Origin of the sequence: Caulobacter sp. (genome assembly GCF_017744445.1) — a bacterium.
Lineage (GTDB): Bacteria > Pseudomonadota > Alphaproteobacteria > Caulobacterales > Caulobacteraceae > Caulobacter.
On sequence record NZ_JAGIBH010000114.1, the window covers coordinates 1 to 257 of the forward strand.

1 protein-coding gene is annotated in these 257 nt (G+C 68.1%); it reads right to left on the bottom strand.

The annotated features are described in order from the left end of the window. A partial coding sequence (locus J7528_RS23940) for a glycosyl hydrolase 115 family protein (RefSeq protein ID WP_291879858.1) occupies positions 1 to 257 on the bottom strand: 257 nt, incomplete at both ends.

The window sequence follows — 257 nt, forward strand, 5'->3', positions numbered from 1 at the left end:
GGCTTGATGTCGCCGACGTTGACCACCCACAGCCGTTCGACGCCATGGTCCCAGGCCAGACGCATCTGCTCCCAGGCGCGCTCGACCTGGGTCGAGTTGACCCACTTGTAGTTGCGCGGGCCGCCGACGTAGTCGAAGTGGTAGTACACGCCGTAGCCGCCCGGGCGCTTGCTGGCCGGGTCGGGCAGGCGGCGGATGTTGCCCCAGTTGTCGTCGGCGAACAGCAGGGTCACGTCGTCGGGCACCTTCATCCCGGC